This window comes from Cupriavidus sp. PB-02, from assembly GCF_058252315.1.
Map to the genome: position 1 here is coordinate 1,697,885 of NZ_CM177695.1, position 15,335 is coordinate 1,713,219.

A 15,335-nucleotide genomic window follows, 5' to 3' on the forward strand; every position below is an offset into this window, starting at 1 on the left:
CGCGCAACGGCCCTTGCGCTCAGGGCTTCATCAGGTATTGGCGGGCCAGGCGCAGGATTTCGCGCGACTGGTAGGCATTGGCCAGTTGCCTGAGCCTGGCGGCAAAATGACTGTAGCGGTCGTCCAGCTCTACGATCCGCTGCGCCCAGGCGTGTATCTCGCGCATGCTGCCGCGCTTGGCGAGGTAGTGCAGCTTCTCGATTTCCGCGACAGGCGGCACCACCACGGCAGCGGGTGACGGTTGCCTGCGGGCCCCGGTGGTCGCGGCCTCGTAGTCCCACTGGATCTGAAGCAACCTGGCGATCTGGACCAGCAGCGCATCGTGATCGATCGGCTTGGGCAGGAAGACATCGGCGCCCGCGTCGATCGAACTGGTTTCGTCCATGCCCCGCGTACTTGCCGAGGTCGCAATCACGGGCACCCGCTTCAGCCTGGGATCGCGCCGCAACTGCCGGATGGCATCAAGGCCGCTGATCCCCGCCATATGGACATCCATCAGGATCAGGTCAGGCGGCGCCCTCAGCGCCTGCCGGAGGCCCGCTTGCCCGTCGGGCGCGGCTTCCGGCACGAACCCGAGGGACCGCAGCAGGTCCACCAGCACCGCACGGTTTTCGGCGATGTCGTCCACCACGAGCACGCGGCGGCGCGCTCCGGCATACCCGACGGCAACGGCTGCGTGGTCTTCATGGCGCAGCGGCGTCGCACCGGTGGCGGCATCGATCTCGAAACAGAAGGTGCTGCCGGCACCCGGCTCGCTATGCAGCCGGATCTCGCTTCCCATCAGGCCCACCAGCTTCTGGCTGATGGCGAGTCCCAGGCCGGTGCCGCCCAGACGGTGCCTCGCGTCGCCGAGCTGCTCGAACGGTCGGAACAGCCGCCGCTGCTGCCGGGCTTCAATGCCCACGCCACTGTCGCTGACCTCGAAGCGCAGGCGCGACCTGCCCGGCTGCGCTTCCGCGACCTTCACGTCCAGCCGCACGTAGCCGCGGTCCGTGAACTTGACCGCGTTCGACAGCAGGTTCAGCAACACCTGGCGCAGCTTGCCCACGTCCGCGCAGGCCGTGGTCGACATGGCTTGCGGCGCATGGCACTCGAAGGCCAGGCCTTTTTGCTCGGCCTTGACCCGTATCAGTTCCTCGATGGAGGCGAGCAATTCGGCCAGGCCGAATTCCGTCGGCGCCAGTTCCAGCTTCCCTGCCTCGATCTTGGAGAAATTCAGCAGATCGTCGATCAGCTTCAGCAACTGCTCGCCGCTGCGCTTGATGACCTCGCTCTTCTCGCGCACGCCCGGGACGCTGTCCTTGTCGCGCATCAGCAGCTGGGCATAGCCGAGGATGCCGTTCAGCGGCGTGCGCAGCTCGTGGCTGATCGTGGCCAGGAACTCGGTCTTGGCGCGGTTTGCCGCCTCGGCGGCACGGCGCGCCTCGCGCTCGGCTTCCGCAAGCCGCACGGCGGTCTTGTCCGCCGCGATGCCGACATACTCATCGACCCCGCCGTCCTTGTTGCGTACCGGGTGCGCAAGCACACCGACATGCCGGATGGTGCCGTCCGGCAGGGCCAGGCGCATCTCGTGTTCGAGCTCGCGCGGATCGCGCAGGCTGTCGGCCACAAAGGCTTGCATGGCGGGCCGGTCCTCGGGGTGGATGCGGCTCATGAAGATGTCCGCGGTCGGCTCGACTTCGCCGGGCGTAAATCCATAGATGCGGTAGTGCTCGTCGGACCAGACGACGGCACCGGTCCTGACATTCCACGACCAGCTCCCGGTCCGGCTGAGCCGTTGGCCGGCAGCCTGCAAGGCTTCACTGCGCCGCAACTGGTCCTCGATGCGCCGCCGCTCGGTAATGTCGCGGGCAATGCCGACCGTCCCGGCCGGCCGTCCGCACCCATCGGAATACGGAGTCTTGATGGTTTCGACCCAGGTCCGCGAACCGTTCGCCTGCGTATGCGGCTCTTCGATGCGTTGCCGCTCGCCTGAAGCCATGGTCCGGGCATCGTCGGCCAGGTACGCCAGCGCCCGATCGTGGGGATAGAAATCGTGGTCGGTCTTGCCGATCAGCTCGGCGGGGTGCGCCACGCCCAGGGACACCGCCAGGGCGCGGTTTGCGGCCACATAGCGCCCTTCCGTATCCTTGATCCAGGCCAGGTCGGGAATGTTGTCGAGGATCGCGGCCATCCTGGTATTGGCATCGCGAATTTCCGCCGTATGCCGGTCGATGCGCGCGAACATCAGGTTCAGCGCCTCGACCAGCTCTTCGATTTCATCCTGCCCGTGCCGGGACCGGCGCAGGCTCAACGGCGCCGACGGTACGCCGGGCACGCGTTTGCGCAACCCCGTGGTGAGATCGACGATATGGCGCGTGGCAACGCGATGGACAATCCAGAGAATAAAGAGCGCAACCAGGAAGGTCTTGGCTGCGTTGCTGGCCAGGATGACAACCGCCTGGCGCAGGATGTCGCGATAGACCTCGTCGAGGCTGGCCTCCACGCGCAGCACGCCTACCTGGCGTTTGTCGCCGTCGCAGCAATAGATGGGAAACTCGCGCGCGACCACATTGCGCTCGGCATGCGTGCCCCGATGCACCACCAGCGGGTGCGTGGTCTGCGCCGTTTCACGCACTTCGACGTAGCGGATATGGGGCAATTGCAGCATGCCCTCCAGTTGTTCCTGGACCAGGCGGCTGTCGAGGGACCAGAGCGAACTGCCAAGCGCGCCGGAGTAGCCTTCCTCCATCTCGCGGAAGCGATTCTGGATGCCGGCCACTTCAGCCTGGTAGCTGAGCGCAAGCTGCATGGCGGTCAGGACCAGCGTGATGAGGGTGCTGAACAGCACGACACGGGTCAGCAAGACTACCGCGATCCTCTCCCGCGGGGCATGCCACAGCTGCAACAACCATGCAGGGATGACCGACTTCAACTGACGTACTCCCGGATTTCTCACCAACGCCCGACCGAAAGACCAGTCCGAACTTTAACGGCTGTGGGCGCGCTTTTGCTGACGGCAGGTACAAACACCTAGGCGCGTGCGACAATGGCGCGCGGGTTATCGATCGGAAAGTCGGAGATGGTGCGCATGGTTCGGATCCTGGTGATCTGCCTGGCTGGCTTGCTGGCAGTCATTCACCACACCGTGGCCAGCGCCACGGAGATTGGCGTCGTCCTCGCGGGCAACCGCAGCCAGTTCTGGCAGGTGCTCGCCGAAGGCGTGCGCAAGGCCGCAAGCGACGCCAAGGTCAACGTGATCATCCGCGCTCCCAATGAGGATGACCCGCAGGCGATCCGGGACAACCTGCAAGTGCGGATGATCCAGTCCATGCTGGAGCGCAAGGTGGACGGCCTGATTCTCGCGCCGATGCCGGTCGCGGCGCCCGCGGCCCCTCCGGTCATTGGCGTTCCCTTCCTCCTGATCGACAGGGAGGGGGCCGATTACTCCGCGCCCCTGGTTGCCACGGACAACTACGCCGCTGGCCGCCGGGCTGCGCAAACCTTGCGCGGCGCCCTGCCCCGCGGTGCCCGCATCGGCGTCTTCCGCGTGGCGCGGGATCTGCAGGCCACCACCGCGCGCGAAAACGGGTTTATCGCCGCCGCTACGGAACTGGGATTCCGGGTGGTGCTGCAAACCTACCTGGGTTATGACATCCGCGGCATGCAGACCGCTGCCGCCGCGGCACTCGCAAAGCACGCGCAGGCGCTCGATGCCGTGTTCACGCCGCATGACATCTCGACTTTCAGCGTGGTGCGTGCGATCAACGCGCTGCCGAAAGGCAAGCGCCCCCTGCAGGTCGGTTTTGACTATTGGCCGAGCTTTGCGCCCAGCCTGCGCAATGGCGAACTCCACGCCATCGTTATTCAGCGGCCATTTAACATGGGCTACGAGGCAATGCGCGAGCTGGCCGAATCCATGCGCGCGAACCGGCCGCCGCGTCATATCCGTATCGGCACGCTCGTGGTGACGGCGGCGCGTCTTGATGATGCCGATGTACGCGAGGAACTTGCGCGCTACTAGAAATCGCCCAAGGCACCGCGCGAATGAGTTGATGACCAGCGCTGTCAGGGAAATCCGAAGCGCAATTCAGCGCTGGCTGACTGGCCGGCCACCACGGCGCCTCCGATAATCGCCACATAACAAGCTCTGATATACGAAAAGCCGGCCGCAGGAGATCAACGCAAATCCAGGACTACGGCGCATCAAGCGCCGCGACGCGGTGACTGTGCCGGCTTCGGGCCAGTGCGTGGGGCTTTGGGACGGCATGCGGCTAGCGCGGGGTAGCCAGCCGTCCTCCTCTCTTCTCTTTCTCTTATCGGCACCCGCGAGAGAATGACCTGCAGGCTAGCAGGGCATGAAACACGCCCGCGCCGCCTCGCTGGGCGTCAGGCCCGAGCGGAAATATATGCGCAGGCGTTCCAGCGTAAGGTAGTCGGGCACGTAAGCACTGGATACGAGGCCGGATCTCAGTGCGTAGTCATGCAGGGCTGCAGCCCAGGCGTAGATATCGAAGGGTGCCGTGGCCGCACCCTGCGGGCCCGCGCCACTGTCGGCGTCGTACCCATCTTGGTCGTCAAACAAGCCAGTCCCCTGAAAGAACGCCGGATCCTGCATCCGGCGCGCTGGTCTGCGATGCCGTGACGGGGGCGCGGTTGCCTCACACGCCCTGCCTCACGCGCCATATGCGGCCAACCCCGCCCTGCTCGTCATGGGCGGGAAGACATACCAGGCCCCGTCGCCATGCCTGAAAAACACGATCGACAGCTTGCCGGTCACGCGGTCGGCTTCCACACATACGAATCGACTGCCGCAGTCCCGCATCCGCCCCATGGCGGCAACGCGCGGTGGATACGCCACGGCTGGTCCCAGCCATTTATCCACCATCGACCGCAACGACTTCTCTGCTCCCATGCTTCCTCCACTTGCGGGCTGCCCCGGCACTGCCGGCCGACGTTGCAGCTTCCATGATTCCATCGTAGGCGGGTCGGGCGGCCACCGCATTCAGCGGACGATGAAAGGGCGTTCAGCACTCCCTGAATCAATCGTAGGAAAATCCTGACACCGGCCGGCTGGGTGGCGCCGCCTACTCCTGCGTGAAGCCATGCTTGATGGCATAGCGGATCAGGTCGGCGTTGTTCTGCAGGCCCAGCTTCTGCATCAACCGCATCTTGTGGGTGCTGATGGTCTTGGCGCTCAGCGAAAATGACTCCGCAATCTCGTTGACAGTCTGGCCGGCGGCGAGCCGCTGCAGCACCTGGAATTCCCGGTCCGAGAGCACCTCGTGCGCGGGAGCGTCCGCACCGCGCTGGTGAAAGACCATGGCGTCGACCAGCGCAGGGTCGATGAACTTGCCGCCTGCAGCCAGCTTGCGGATCGCCCCAAGCAGGATTTCCGGGTCGCTGTCCTTGGTCACATAGCCCGATGCCCCGGCACGCAGCGCCCGCGAGGCGACCTGTGCTTCGTTGTGCATGCTCAGGATCAGGATGGCAAGATCGGGCCACTCGGCCCGCACGCGGCGGATCAGGTCGATGCCGCTGATGCCCGGCATGGTCATGTCGAGCAGCAGCAGGTCGAATTCGCCGGCGCGCAATTGCTCGAGCACTGCGCCACCGTCCGCGGCCTCGGCCGCAACCACTACATCGGTGGTGGTGGCCACGATCTGCTTCAGGCCACTGCGGACGATGGCATGGTCGTCCGCAATCAGAACTCGAATCATGCTGCACTCGCTTGGCGGGGGATATGAATGGAAACGGTGGTGCCCGTGCTGCGCTGGCTGTCGATATTCAGGCTGCCGCCGATCATGCGCGCGCGCTCGCGCATGCCGAGCAGGCCGTAGGAATCGCCCTGCAGCGCGGCCGCCACCTCAAAGCCCTGCCCGTCATCGCTGACGCACAGCAGCAGCCCGTCGGGCCGGTTGCTCAGTGACACCGTTACCCGCGCGGCGCGCGCATGGCGGGCGGCATTGGTCAGCGACTCCTGCACGATGCGGAACGCGGCGGTCGCCACCGCATCGTCCAGCTGCGGCTCGGGCCCGTCGACAGTGAGTCGGCAATGCGCGTGATGGCGGCGCCCGAAGTCTTCGGTGAGCCATTCCAGCGCCGACACGATGCCGTAGTTCAGCGCAGCCGGGCGCAGGTGGCTGGCCACATGGCGCACCATGCTGATGGTCCGCTCGACCAGCTCGCGCATCTCGTCGGCCTTCTGCTCGGCGGCATGGTTGCCGGCGATTTTCATGCGCAGCAGCGACACATCCATCTTCAGCGCGGTGAGCAGCTGGCCCAGCTCGTCATGGATTTCCAGCGCGATGCGCTTGCGCTCCTCCTCCCGAGCGGCCTCCAGGTGGCCCGACAGTTCCCTGAGTTGTTCGCGCGAGGCCAGCAGTTCCTGCTCGATGCGCTTGCGCTCGGTAATGTCCTGGAGCGTGCCGACCAGGCCGATGCAATGGCCTGCCTCGTCGCCGCGCTGCTCGGCCTGCCACTGCACGATATGATCGCTCACGCCCCGATACCTGAGACGCACGTCGATGCTGGCGCTTCCCGGCGCTTTCATCAACTGGCTGAGCGTGGCCAGGATCGTGCGCCGGTCCTCCACGTGCACATGACGCAATAGTGCGCGCAGCGACCGGACCCGGCATTCGTCGACGCCCAGGATCCGGCACATCTCCCTGGACAGTCGCACCGCGCCGTCCGCGGCGTTCCACTCCCAGTCGCCCAGCCGCGCGAGGCGCTGCGCATTTGCCAGGCTTGCCTCGCTGGCCACCACCTTCAGTTCGGCACGCTTGCGGGCGGTGATGTCGTACAGGCCGACACAGGCGGCAGCGGTCTCGCCAAATGTGATCAGGCTCGTCGTGACGACGACCCAGAACGCGGTGCCATCGCGATGGCGCGCCTCGATCTCGAGCGTCGTGATCCGGCCATCGCGACGCAATTCCTGTACGGCCGCCTGCCGGGCTTCGGCATTGGCATAGCATTCCCGGATGTCAAACCCGGTTGCCTGCGCCTCGGTCAGCCCGAAGAGGTCACGGAAGGGCTGGTTGCAGAACAGGATCCGGCCTTCGTCGATCGCGGTAATCACCAGCGGTACCGGACTGGATTCGACGATGGAGCGAAAGCGGGCTTCGCTGGCCGATAGCGCCGCCTCCGCGCGGCAGCGCTCGGAGATCTCCAGCGTCAGGCTCGCGTTGGCCCGCGCCAGCGCCTGCGTGCGCTGTATGACCCGGTATTCGAGTTCGTCGCGCGCGCGCATCGCCTCCTGCTGCGCCGCGCGCCGGATGGCGATTTCTTCCTGCAGGCTGGCGTTCCGCTGCGCCAGCCGTCGGTGCATCATCCGCAGCGACAAATGCGTATTGACGCGCGCCATGACCTCGGCAAGCTGGAATGGCTTGATGACATAGTCCACGCCGCCCGCCGCGAAGGCATCCATCATGTCGGCGGTGGCGGACAGCGCCGTCATGAAGATCACGGGAATATCCCGCGTCTGCGGCATCGTCTTCAGCCGACGACAGGTCTCGAGCCCGTCCATGCGCGGCATCCTGACGTCAAGCAGGATCAGGTCGGGCTGGGAAAAACCGGCGCGCTCGAGGGCTTCTTCACCATCCTGCGCGACAAGCACGCACATCCCCTGCGCCTCGAGGTGCTGCGCAACGATGGCGATATTGGCGGGCACATCGTCCACGATCAGGATGGTGCGCCGCTCTTGCGGCTCGTCGGTGTCTTGACCCACGGTTGCTTGGCTGACGTTATTGCGGGTGCAGCATATCACCGCATCCCACTACCCCACATGGCCTCCACATCACTCCCTTAAATCAAGGGTTTCCTGAACGGAAAATAGGGAAATCCTTACCCGATCGCCGTCATCGCGACGCACATATCGATGCGCAAACTTCTTCGTTCCGCCGCCGCCCATGCCGGCCTGCGATCTCGCCTTCCAACCTGACCACACCCCCCTCAGGCACTGACCAGCCCCCGCTGCAACGCCGTCTTGAGCATCGAAAACACATGCCGCGCCACCGGATTGACCGCGTTGGGCCGCGCCCAGAGGTAATACGTCACGTCCGGCAAGCGCGGCAGTCCGTCGCTCTCGCCCAGGATGCGCATGTCCGGGGCCAGCAGGTCGATGCTGCGCGCCGTGATCCCGAGTCCGCCGCGCAGCGCGGCCTTGATGCCGATCAGGCTGGGCGCCAGGTAGGCGATGCGCCACGGCACACCGGCCTGCGTCAGCGCGTCCAGCGACAGCTTGCGGAACAGGCTGGGCTCGTCGGCCAGGATCAGCGGCACCGGCGTGCCACGCTCATAGACAAAGTCCGCCGCGCAAACCCAGATCGTGGGCGTGGTGCGCAGCGCAATGCCGTCAAGCGAAGTGTCCTCGCGCGTGGACACGGTCAGGTCGATCTCGCCGCGGCGCAGCGACTCCATCAGGAAGGGGCTGCGGCCCACGTGGATTTCCAGCCGCAGCGCCGGCGAGGTGCGGGCGATATGCGACAGCAGCACCGGCAGGATGGTGTCGGCCACGTCGTGCGGTGCACCGATACGCACCGAACCGGTGAGATCGCCTTCGCGCAGCACGCGCAGCGCCTCGTCGTTGAGCGTCAGCAGCTGGCGCGCGTATTCGACCAGCTTCTTGCCGTGACGGGTCAGCTGCTTGCCGCGGCCGTGCTTCTCGAACAGCGTCAGGTCGAGCTGCTCCTCGAGCCGCTGCATCTGCTGCGTGACCGCCGACTGGGTGCGCTGCACATTCCCGGCGGCGGCGCCGAAGGTCTCGTGGTCGGCAATGGCCACCAGGGTGCGGAGCAGGTCAAGGTCGAGGTTACGCATTCATTAGAGGTGTTAATGGGTTTTCATCAGGCATTAAGTGGTTTTCAGGGCAGGTGTTCATTACAGTGAAACAAGAAACATCGTTCTACCCCTCAAAAACAGAGATTGCAAGGATCGACCCCTCTATGTCCATCGCACAACAACGCCAGGCAGCCGTAGGAGATGCCATCGAATCCATTAGGGAAATCGTAGCCAGGAGCGGTGTCACACGCGACGCCCTGGCCGAGGTCCTGACCCGGGTCGAGGATCTGGGGGCCCGCACCGAACTGTGGAACGAGGCCGACTACCCGCCGCCGGAGCCGGGCGAGCGCCAGGCGCGCTACCTGATCGCCGAGGACGCCGGCCAGACCTACGCGCTGTACCTGAACGTGATGCACCCGGGCAAGCGCATTCCGCCGCACAACCATACGACCTGGGCCTGCGTGGCGGGCGTGAGCGGCATCGAGTTCAACGACGTCTATGTGCGCACCGACGACGGCAGCCAGCCCGGCGTGGGCACCCTGGCGTTCTCGCACACGGTGGAAGTCGGACCGCGCCACGGCATCGCGCTGCTGCCGGACGACATCCATTCCGTGGAGATCCGTGGCGAGGACGTCATCCGCCACCTGCACATGTATGGCCGTTCGCTGGAAACGCTGACCAAGCGCCTGTCGTTCGACCTGGAGACCGGGCGTTGCCAGGTCATGAGCGTGGGCGTGCAGACGCGCCGCTGACCTGACCTGACCCGGGCGGCGCTTCTCAGTTCTCGCCGCCCTCCCCGACAAGCCAGCCGATCCCCTTCCCCGCGCGGGAAGGACGGCCCCCTATTGCCCGGAATTCCATGCCGACGCCTTCCTTCACCACCGTCGATGCCGTCACGCTCAAGGGCTGGCTGCACGATGCCGACGAAATCGCCCTGTTCGACGTGCGCGAGCACGGCCAGTATGGCGAAGGCCACCCCTTCTACGCGGTGCCCCTGCCCTACAGCCGGCTCGAACTCGATGTCGGCCGGCTTGCGCCGCGCACCGATGTGCGCATCGTGCTGGCCGACGACGGCGACGGCGTGGCGACTGCCGCCGCCCAGGCGCTGGCCCGTCTTGGCTATACCAGCCTGTTCGTGCTCGATGGCGGCATGCCCGCCTGGCGCGCGGCGGGCTACACGCTGTTTGCCGGCGTCAACGTGCCGTCCAAGACCTTCGGCGAGCTGGCCGAGCACCACTACGGCACCCCGCGCGTGTCGGCCGATCAGCTTGCCGCGATGCAGGCCGGCCGCGCCGGCACGCGCGTGCCGGTGGTGCTCGACGGCCGGCCCGCGTCCGAATTCCACAAGATGAACATCCCGGGCGCGATCTGCTGCCCCAACGGCGAACTGGCCTACCGGCTGCGCGACCTGGTGCCCGATGCCGACACGCCCATCGTCATCAACTGCGCGGGCCGCACGCGCAGCATCCTCGGTGCGCAGTCGCTGATCAACTTCGGCGTGGCGAATCCTGTCTATGCGCTGGAGAACGGTACGCAGGGCTGGTACCTGAACGATTTCAGGCTGGAGCACGGGGGCACGGCGCGCTATCCGGACAACGCCCCCCCAAGCGGGCTCGATGACGCGCGCGCTGCCGCCCGGGCGCTGGCGCAGCGTTTTTCGGTTCCGCATATCGCCCCGGCACAGGCCGCGACCTGGCTGGCCGATCCGGCACGCACGACCTTCCTGTGTGATGTCCGTACCGCCGAGGAATATGCGGCCGCCACCCTGCCCGGTGCCCAGCACACCCCCGGCGGGCAGCTGATGCAGGCCACGGACCAGTACGTGGGCGTGCGGCGCGCGCGCCTGGTGCTGTTCGATGCCGACGGCGTACGTGCCCCGGTCGTCGCGAGCTGGCTGCGGCAGATGGGCCATGACGCGGTCGTGCTGGAAGGCGGCCTGCGGGCCGGCCTGGACGCGGGCGTCGCCGCCACGCACGGGCCGCTGGCAGAGGTCGTCGCGCCGCCCGCCGTCGAAGCCGCCGCCCTGGCCGCCGGCCTGCAGGACCGCTCGATGCTGGCACTGGACCTGCGCGGCAGCATGGCCTACCGGGCCGGCCATATCGCCGGCAGCCGCTGGTCGATCCGCCCGCGCCTGGCACAAGACCTGGCCGGGGTGCCGCACGACACCACCGTCGTACTGATCGGCGCCGCCGGTGCCGACGATCCTGCCGAACTCGCCTTTGCCGACCTGCGCGCGCTGGGCTTTGCCGACGTGCGCCGTTTGCGCGGCGGCCTCGCGGCCTGGCAGCGCGCCGGCTATCCGCTTGCCGAGGGCGAGCACGCGCTGCCCGACGTGCGCTGCATCGACTTCCTTTTCTTCGTGCACGACCGCCATGACGGCAACAAGGCGGCGGCACGGCAATACCTGGCCTGGGAAACCAACCTGGTCGGCCAGCTCGATGCCCAGGAGCTGGCGACGTTCCGCTTCCCGCCCGCCGCCTGATTGGTTCCTTCTCCCCTGTCCCATACAAGAACGAGGTCGCCCCATGTCCCGCATTCCGCAGTTCCTGTCCGTATTGCTCTCGCTCACCCTGCTCGGCGCCGGCCCGGCGGCTTCCGCGCAACAGCCGGTGGCGCCGGTGGGCGGCTTTCCGTCGCAGCCGTTGCGGATCGTCTCGCCGTTCCCGGCCGGGGGCGGCAACGACGCGGTCACGCGCATCGTTGCCACGCGGCTATCGCAGGTGCTCGGCCAGAGCGCGGTGACGGACAACCGCGGCGGCGCCGGCGGCAATATCGGCACGCGCCATGTGGCCGAGGCCAAGGCCGACGGCTATACGGTGCTGACCTCGCAGGTATCGGTGATGGCGGTCAACCCGACGCTGTACCGCTCGCCGGGTTTCGATCCGGTTAAGCAGTTCGTGCCGGTCACGCAGATCAATGCCGCGCCGCTGGCCATCGTCGTCGCCGCCGACGCGCCGTGGAAGACCTTTGCCGAACTCGCCACGCAGGCCAGGGCCCAGCCGCAGAAGATCACCTACGCCACGCCCGGCAACGGTACGTTGTCGCACCTGGTGGGCGTGGTGCTCGACAAGGACAGCGGCGTGTCGCTGCAGCACGTGCCGTACAAGGGCGCCGGGCCGGCGATCAATGACCTGCTCGGCGGCCAAGTCGACGTGCTGGTCACGTCGACCTCATCCGTGGCCGGCTTTGTCCAGGCCGGCCGCATGCGCGTGCTAGCGGTGACCAGCCCGCGCCGGCTGGGTGTGTTTGCCAAGGTGCCCACGCTGGAGGAACTCGGCTACCGCAACGCGCGCTTCGAGGACTGGTATGGCTTCTTCGTGCCCGCCGGCACCGCGCCGGAACGCGTAGCGCTGCTGAACCGCGCCATCGTGCAGGTGCTGCAGATGCCCGAGGTGGTGAAGCTGATTAACGACGGCGGCAGCGATGTCATCGCCAGCAGCCCCGAGGCCTTTGCCCAGCAGTTGAAGCAGGACATCTCGCGCTGGTCCCAGATCGTGAAGCTGTCCGGCGCCCACGTCGACTGAACGCGGCACGGTCCTTGCGATGCCAGCCCCGTCCGCAGCCACCCCGACATGCCAGCCATGACGCATTCCCTCCCTACCCGCCTGGCGCACGCCGGCCGTGCGCCCAACGTGCCCGGCGGCCAGCCGGTCAACCCGCCGGTCGTGCGCGCCAGCACCGTGCTGTTCGAGTCCGTCGCGCAGCAGCGCGAAATGCGCGCCCGCCGCGACCATGACCGGCTCTTCACCTACGGCGCGCGCGGCAATCCGACCAACTTCGCGCTGGAAGACATGGTGACCGTGCTCGAAAGTGGTTACCGTACGCGCCTGTTCCCCACGGGACTCTGTGCCGCGACGATGGTGATCCTGGCCTTTGTGCGTCCCGGCCAGCACGTGCTGCTACCCGATTGCGTCTACGAGCCGGTACGCAACCTGGCCAGCGGCTTCCTGCGCCGGCACGGCATCGCTACCGACTTCTACGCGGCCGACGGCTCGGATCTTGCCGCGCGGCTGCGGCCAGAGACGCGGCTGGTCTATGTCGAGGCGCCGGGCTCGCTGGCCTATGAAATGTGTGACCTGCCCGCCGTCGCGGCGCTGGCGCATGCGCACGGCGCGCTGGTCGCCGCCGACAACACTTGGGGCTCGGGACTGCTGTACCGGCCGCTGGAACTGGGTGCGGACATCTCGCTGATGGCCGCGACCAAGTACCTGAGCGGCCATTCCGATGTGATGATGGGCACGGTGTGTACCACCGAAGGCGCGTGGGCCGAGCTTTCCGCTACGGCCGACGCCTTCGGCATGACGGTGAGCCCAGACGATGCCTACCTCGTGCAACGCGGCATCCGCTCCCTTGGCGCACGGCTCGCGCAACACCAGGAAAGCGCCATCGCCGCGGCAAGCTGGCTGCGCGCCCGGCCCGAAGTCGCGCGCGTGTTCTGCCCGGCTCTGCCGGACGATCCCAACCACGCGCTGTGGCTGCGCGACTGCCATGGCACCAACGGCCTGCTTTCGTTCACGCTGCGGAGCACGGCGCCGGTGGCGGCGGAGCGCTTTGTCGACAGCCTTCGGTTGTTCGGCATCGGCGCCTCATGGGGCGGCTTCGAAAGCCTGGCCGTGCTGGCAGACATGCGCCGCGCGCGCAGCGTCACTGACTGGTCAACGCACGGGCAGATGATCCGGCTGCATATCGGGCTGGAGGGGGTCGGCGACTTGCTGGCCGACCTGGAGCAGGCGTTTGCGGCGATCGTGGAGATCGGGAACGAGGAAGGGGACGCGCGCGCCGATACGCAGTATCGGTAATTGGCGGCACGCGGGCAGCGCGCCTGGCTTGAGGCCGGGTCGGGGAACGCCGGCATCACATAAAGCCAGGCAAAATTCATCCTTTACAAATCGTCTAATGCTGGATAATATGTCCACATGACGAAACGTACCCCGGAGCAGCAAGCGCTGCTCGAGCAGCTCAAGCAAGTGGCGCAGGGCCTCGGCGAGACCCTGGCGCCGTTCTGCGAAGTCGTTGTTCACGACCTCCTGCACCCTGAGCAAGCCATCCTGGCGATCCACAACAATCTGTCCGGTCGCCAGCCTGGCGATCCGGCCACAGAACTCGGTCTGGCCCGCATTGCCGATCCGCAATACCAGCAGGTCATCGCCAACTATGCGAACCAGTTCGCCGATGGCCGCCAGGCGAAAAGCACGTCCATCGGCATCAAGGATTCGAGCGGGAGATATATCGCCGCCTTGTGCCTGAACGTGGACCTGACCCTCTTCCGCGGCTTGCAGAGCATGCTGGGACAGTTTGGCAGCGTTGGCGCTGCGGCCGGCGTCACCGAATCGCTCGATCCGATCAGCGCAGACGCCATCCGGGATCGCATTGACCAGTTTGCGGCGCGGCTCGCCACGACGCCCCGTTCGCTCAAGGCGACAGAGCGGCGCGCACTGATACGCGAGCTCAAGGAAGCCGGCTGCATGGAAGTGCGCCGGGCCATGGAAATCGTCGCGATGCACCTGGGCGTATCGCGGGCAACGGTGTACAGCGATGCCAAGTGACGCCCGCCTGCTGCTGCTCGACAAGAACGAGGTCGAGGCCCTGCTGCTGCCCGACGATGTCCTGCAAGCCGTGCGCGAGGCCTTCGTGCTGCATAGTCAGGGCGAGGGCCGCGTTTTCCCCGTGGTGCGCGAGCCGCTCGCAACGGGCGGCGTATTCGGCATCAAGTCCGGGGATGTGCAGGCGCAAGGCCTGCTCGGCTTCAAGGCGGCGGGATTCTGGCCGGACAACCGCCGGCTCGGCGGTGAGCCGCACCAGGCCACCATCATGCTGATCGACCCCGCTACCGGTCGGCCGGTCTGCATCATCGACGGCAATGCGGTCACGACCATGCGCACCGGTGCGGCGGGTGGCCTCGGGCTGCAGCAGCTCGCGCGAGCGGACAGTACCCGCCTGTGCCTGTTCGGCACCGGTGTGCAGGCGCGCGTGCAACTCAACTTCGCGCTGCAACTGTTGCCGGCGCTGTGCCAGGTCCGCTATGCCACCGCGGCCGGCAAGCCCGACGCTGCTTTTGAAGCGTACTTCGCGCACCGCTGCGACATCTCGCATGCCGGCGATGGCAATGCCGCGGTGGCTGAGAGTGATGTCGTGATCACCGCAACCCCTGGCGGCGGTGCATTGTTTGAAGCGGAGTCGGTGCAACCCGGTACGCATCTGAATTGCGTCGGCGCCGACACCAAAGGCAAGCGGGAACTACCCCAGGGCCTGCTGGAGCGGGTGCGCCTTTTCGTCGACGACCAGGCACAAGCGCGCCAGATCGGCGAAACCCAGTGGGCCCCCGATACGCCGTGCACGGAACTGGGCGATGTGCTGACGGGAAAGGCCCTCGTGGAGCGGCAACCGACCGACATCACGGTCTTCGACATGACCGGGCTCGCGCTGCAGGACCTGACCGTCGCACGCATGCTCCTTCAGCGCGCCGGCGCGGCCCGCGTGGGTTCCGACATCGCGTGGTCCTGGTAATGCGTTCAGCGGAGTCTGCACGATGTAGGCCTTGCTTGCTTTCGATGATGTCACCGCAGCCGCTGCGCGGC

Annotated in this window: 13 protein-coding genes; 7 read left to right on the forward strand and 6 right to left on the reverse strand. The window is 66.7% G+C overall.

What is annotated here, in order from left to right; all coding sequences use genetic code 11:
* Nucleotides 1-19 precede the first annotated feature (19 nt).
* Nucleotides 20-2,845 carry a PAS domain-containing protein gene (locus AC10V3_RS28525; protein ID WP_490923819.1) on the reverse strand — a complete coding sequence of 942 codons (2,826 nt, stop codon included), beginning with the start codon at nt 2,843-2,845 and terminating at the stop codon, nt 20-22.
* A 225-nt stretch (nt 2,846-3,070) separates the two neighbouring features.
* Between AC10V3_RS28525 and AC10V3_RS28530 the strand changes: the two genes are divergently transcribed.
* Complete coding sequence (locus AC10V3_RS28530) at nt 3,071-4,003, forward strand: substrate-binding domain-containing protein (protein ID WP_349605916.1); 933 nt, start codon at nt 3,071-3,073, stop codon at nt 4,001-4,003.
* Nucleotides 4,004-4,327: 324 nt separating this feature from the next.
* On the opposite strand, the gene AC10V3_RS28535 is transcribed toward AC10V3_RS28530, so the two are convergent.
* The 5 genes from AC10V3_RS28535 to AC10V3_RS28555 all read right to left on the reverse strand — a co-directional run bounded on the left by AC10V3_RS28535 (nt 4,328) and on the right by AC10V3_RS28555 (nt 8,796).
* Nucleotides 4,328-4,564 carry a hypothetical protein gene (locus AC10V3_RS28535; protein WP_349605915.1) on the reverse strand — a complete coding sequence of 79 codons (237 nt, stop codon included), beginning with the start codon at nt 4,562-4,564 and terminating at the stop codon, nt 4,328-4,330.
* 90 nt (nt 4,565-4,654) lie between these two features.
* Nucleotides 4,655-4,894: a hypothetical protein gene (locus AC10V3_RS28540; protein WP_022538724.1), complete on the reverse strand. Its 240-nt coding sequence runs from the start codon at nt 4,892-4,894 to the stop codon at nt 4,655-4,657.
* 172 nt (nt 4,895-5,066) lie between these two features.
* On the reverse strand, nt 5,067-5,699 hold the full coding sequence (locus tag AC10V3_RS28545) for a response regulator (protein WP_022538725.1): 633 nt from the start codon (nt 5,697-5,699) through the stop codon (nt 5,067-5,069).
* Nucleotides 5,696-7,705, reverse strand: a complete 2,010-nt coding sequence (locus tag AC10V3_RS28550; RefSeq protein ID WP_022538726.1) for a hybrid sensor histidine kinase/response regulator — start codon at nt 7,703-7,705, stop codon at nt 5,696-5,698. The genes AC10V3_RS28545 and AC10V3_RS28550 overlap by 4 nt, the downstream gene beginning before the upstream one ends.
* Before the next feature lie 224 nt (nt 7,706-7,929).
* Entirely contained in the window at nt 7,930-8,796 is an 867-nt protein-coding gene (locus AC10V3_RS28555) for a LysR substrate-binding domain-containing protein (RefSeq protein ID WP_022538727.1), read from the reverse strand.
* A 125-nt stretch (nt 8,797-8,921) separates the two neighbouring features.
* Here AC10V3_RS28555 and AC10V3_RS28560 point away from each other — a divergent pair, with 125 nt between their 5' ends.
* The 6 genes from AC10V3_RS28560 (at nt 8,922) to AC10V3_RS28585 (ending at nt 15,264) form a co-directional block, all read left to right on the forward strand.
* Nucleotides 8,922-9,509 carry a cysteine dioxygenase family protein gene (locus tag AC10V3_RS28560; protein WP_490923820.1) on the forward strand — a complete coding sequence of 196 codons (588 nt, stop codon included), beginning with the start codon at nt 8,922-8,924 and terminating at the stop codon, nt 9,507-9,509.
* A gap of 107 nt (nt 9,510-9,616) precedes the next feature.
* Nucleotides 9,617-11,239 carry a rhodanese-like domain-containing protein gene (locus tag AC10V3_RS28565; RefSeq protein ID WP_022538729.1) on the forward strand — a complete coding sequence of 541 codons (1,623 nt, stop codon included), beginning with the start codon at nt 9,617-9,619 and terminating at the stop codon, nt 11,237-11,239.
* 43 nt (nt 11,240-11,282) lie between these two features.
* The gene (locus AC10V3_RS28570) at nt 11,283-12,281 is read left to right on the forward strand and encodes a Bug family tripartite tricarboxylate transporter substrate binding protein (RefSeq protein WP_022538730.1); all 999 of its coding nucleotides are present in this window, start codon (nt 11,283-11,285) and stop codon (nt 12,279-12,281) included.
* Between the two features lie 57 nt (nt 12,282-12,338).
* Entirely contained in the window at nt 12,339-13,556 is a 1,218-nt protein-coding gene (metC, locus tag AC10V3_RS28575) for a cystathionine beta-lyase (protein ID WP_041682090.1), read from the forward strand.
* Between the two features lie 117 nt (nt 13,557-13,673).
* Nucleotides 13,674-14,303 carry a helix-turn-helix transcriptional regulator gene (locus AC10V3_RS28580; RefSeq protein WP_022538732.1) on the forward strand — a complete coding sequence of 210 codons (630 nt, stop codon included), beginning with the start codon at nt 13,674-13,676 and terminating at the stop codon, nt 14,301-14,303.
* A complete protein-coding gene (locus AC10V3_RS28585) occupies nt 14,293-15,264 on the forward strand; it encodes an ornithine cyclodeaminase family protein (protein ID WP_022538733.1) in 972 nt (323 codons plus the stop codon). Before AC10V3_RS28580 ends, AC10V3_RS28585 begins: the two co-directional genes overlap by 11 nt.
* Nucleotides 15,265-15,335: the final 71 nt, after the last annotated feature.